Source organism: Streptomyces sp. NP-1717 (genome assembly GCF_022695985.1).
GTDB lineage: Bacteria > Actinomycetota > Actinomycetes > Streptomycetales > Streptomycetaceae > Streptomyces.
In genome coordinates, this window is the sequence record NZ_JAAPBF010000400.1 from 1 (window position 1) to 3132 (window position 3132).

A 3132-nucleotide genomic window follows, 5' to 3' on the forward strand; every position below is an offset into this window, starting at 1 on the left:
GGCGACGGGAGAGCGCGGAGAAGGGCGCAGGAGCGCGCGGGGGTCGTAAACGGCCCCCGCGGCGGGCATTTCTCCCCCATGACGGTTCACCTACGCCCCTTGCTGCTCCTCGACGTCGACGGCCCCCTCAACCCGTACGCCGCACGGCTGCCACGGCCGCGCGGGTACACCACCCACCGTCTGCGCCCGTCGGGCTGGCTCTCCCGCCAGACGCCGGGCTCCCGGCCCCACAGACGCGGGCTACGGGTACGGCTCAACCCCGCCCACGGCCCGATACTCACCGGGCTGCCCTTCGAACTCGCCTGGGCCACCACGTGGATGCACGAGGCCAACAGCATGATCGCGCCGGCCGTCGGGCTGCCGACCGATCTGCCGGTCATCGAGTGGCCCGAGCTGTTCGCGAAGGATCCGGACGGCCTCTACTGGAAGACACGCCCGCTGCTGGAGTGGGCGGACGGCAGACCCTTCGCCTGGGTCGACGACATGATCACCGACCTGGACACCACGTACGTCGCGACCCATCACGACGGGCCCGCGCTGCTGTTGCGCATCCACCCACGACGGGGTCTGCGGGAGGGGGACTTCGCGACACTGACGCGCTGGGCGGAGCTGCTCTGATCCGGCGGCACGCACTCGCTCGGGCTCTGCGGAAGTGTCCGGAGAGCCCGGGACGCGTTCACCGCTTGACGTCTGCAACGCTGTAAAAGCTCCCGCCCCAACGGGACTTGAAGCGCCGTCGCGCCGCCCGCCGAGCCCTCCGGAAGCTTTCCTTCCATCAGGTGCGAACCCCTCCCGACCTGGCGAATCGCACCGCGCGCGGATTCCGTTCCGCCATTGGCATGGACCTGCTCATGATCCTTGGATACGCTCCCGCCGAGGCGATTGAGAGCGCTCTCACTCGCCTGCTGTTCCACTGTTCCAACCCCACGATCGCTGGAACAACCGAAGGGCGAATGCCTTGAGACGCAAGACAGTTGTACGCACCGGTCTGTCCGCACTCCTCCTCGTCGGCACCTGGGCGACGGCCGGGCTCGCACCGGCCGCAGCCGCGGCCCCCGCCGCCGCCTCGACATCGATGTCAGAATCGGCGGCGGCCGCGAAGAAGGCGCCCGCCTCCGCGGGCCTGCTCAGCGGCATGCAGAAGGAATTCGGCCTCACCAGGAGTGAGGCCGTCGCCCGGCTCGCCGCCGAGAAGACGGCGACCGCCATCGACACCAAGGCGGAGCGCGCGGCGGGAGCCGCGTACGGCGGCTCCTGGTTCAGCGCGGCCGACAACTCCCTGACCGTCGCCCTCACCGACGCGAAGAAGGCCGCCGCCGTCCACGCGACAGGCGCCACGGTCAAGCTCGTGAAGCACAGCGAGCGGGCGCTCGACGCGACCATGAAGCGGATCGACGCGCTCTCCGCCCCGGCCGGCGTGAGCAGTTGGTCCGTCGACCCGGAGAACAACCGGGTCGTGGTGAACGTCCTCGCCTCGGAACGTGACACCAAGGCCGTCGCCGCATTCGTCGCGAAGGCCGAGAAGACCGGTCCGGTGACGGTCGCGGAGACGACCGACGCCCCCTCCACCGTCGCGGCCGGGACCGTGGGCGGTGACCCGTACTACACGGGCAACGTCCGCTGCTCCATAGGCTTCTCCGTGCACGGCGGCTTCGTCACCGCCGGCCACTGCGGCCCCCGTGGCCAGTCGGTGCGCGGCTGGGACAACTCCACCATCGGCAACTTCCAGGGCTCGTCCTTCCCCGGCAACGACTACGCGTGGGTGAACGTCGCCAACGGCTGGTGGACCGTTCCCGTCGTCCTCGGCTGGGGCAGCGTGTCCGACCAGTTGGTACGCGGTTCGAACGAGGCCCCCGTCGGCGCGTCGATCTGCCGCTCCGGCTCCACGACGCACTGGCGCTGCGGCAACCTCCTGGCCAAGAACGTGACGGTCAACTACTCCCAGGGCGCCGTCCACCAGATGGTCCAGACGAGTGCCTGCGCGGAGGGTGGCGACTCGGGCGGCTCGTTCATCAGCGGTGACCAGGCACAGGGCGTAACGTCCGGCGCCTCGGGCAACTGCACCAGCGGCGGGCAGAGCTTCTACCAGCCGATCAACGAGATCCTGAGCACGTACGGTCTGCGGCTGCACACAGCCTGACCCGGACTCCACAAGGTGAAGCCCGTCGCGTCATGGTTCTGACGCGACGGGCTTCACCGCGGTGCGGTCAGCTCTGTCTCCCGGTGGCGCTTCGGCTCAGCCGCGAGAGCCGCCGCCTCCCAGGTCCACTCTGCCGATCGAGCCCGTCTGGATAAGGGTCTCGTGCACCACGCCGCCGCTCATGGTGTTGTGCACGGTGGTTACGTGCTGTGGCGTGGGCGCGGCGGGGTCCAACTCGTCCAGCAGCGCGCGGAGTTCGGCAGCCGCCGCGGGGTCGGCCGCCAGGGTGCGGCGGAGGCGGGTGCGCCATTCGGTGTGGACGTCGGCGATCAGTTGTTCGTCCTCGTCCTGCCGCGCCGCGACCAGTTCGGCCCGTACGGTGTCCAGTTCCTCCTCGACCGAGGCCGGGGTGGCCGAGCCCCGGCCCGCGAAGAACGCCACCATCCGGTCGCGGGCCGCCGTCCAGCCGTCCGTCGCCATCTGCTGCACGAGGGCCGTCGCCCCCGCCGTCGCCAGTGCCACCAACTCGGTTTCCACCGTGCCCCCTTGATCTGTGGATGTGACGGATACGAGCCTATCGGTCACCGTCCGAGCAGCGCCGTGAGCGCGCCCACCGGGTCGGTGTCGGGGGTGCCCCGGGGCCACCAGTCCTCCCGGTCGCGGTCCGACTCGTAGCCGTACCAGAGACCGTCGCGGCCGAAGCGGAGTTGGAGCGACGGCGCGGAGAGCCGGTTGCGCCAGGGGCGGAAGTGCGGGAAGTCGGCCGCGACGAGTGCGGGGCGGGCGCGGTCGAACGGTCCGGCGGGCGGGTCCCAGGCGTCTTCCAGGACGGTCAGGCCTGCGAGGCCGCCCTGGCGCCAGGCGGCGACGGCGCGGGCCAGATCGGTGGGGCTGTGGCCGGTCCCCGCCGCCAGGTCGCGGTAGAGGGCGCGGGTCGAGGCGGTGAGCCCGGACCCGGGGTGGGCGGCGGCCAGGCGGACGGCGTCCTGCCA

The 3132-nt window shown here is 71.2% G+C and carries 3 protein-coding genes and 1 pseudogene; 2 read left to right on the forward strand and 2 right to left on the reverse strand.

Going from position 1 to position 3132, the window contains the following annotated elements:
* Positions 1–78: 78 nt before the first annotated feature.
* Together GXP76_RS34865 and GXP76_RS34870 are read left to right on the forward strand one after the other, a co-directional pair.
* Entirely contained in the window at positions 79–618 is a 540-nt protein-coding gene (locus tag GXP76_RS34865) for a hypothetical protein (protein ID WP_242575623.1), read from the forward strand.
* Between the two features lie 340 nt (positions 619–958).
* Entirely contained in the window at positions 959–2140 is a 1182-nt protein-coding gene (locus tag GXP76_RS34870) for a S1 family peptidase (protein ID WP_242575624.1), read from the forward strand.
* Positions 2141–2236: 96 nt separating this feature from the next.
* Here the strand turns inward: GXP76_RS34870 and GXP76_RS34875 are convergent, their stop codons facing one another.
* Together GXP76_RS34875 and GXP76_RS34880 are read right to left on the reverse strand one after the other, a co-directional pair.
* Complete coding sequence (locus tag GXP76_RS34875; protein WP_242575625.1) at positions 2237–2677, reverse strand: hypothetical protein; 441 nt, start codon at positions 2675–2677, stop codon at positions 2237–2239.
* A 44-nt stretch (positions 2678–2721) separates the two neighbouring features.
* A pseudogene (locus GXP76_RS34880) lies at positions 2722–3132 on the reverse strand (hypothetical protein); the annotation flags it as partial.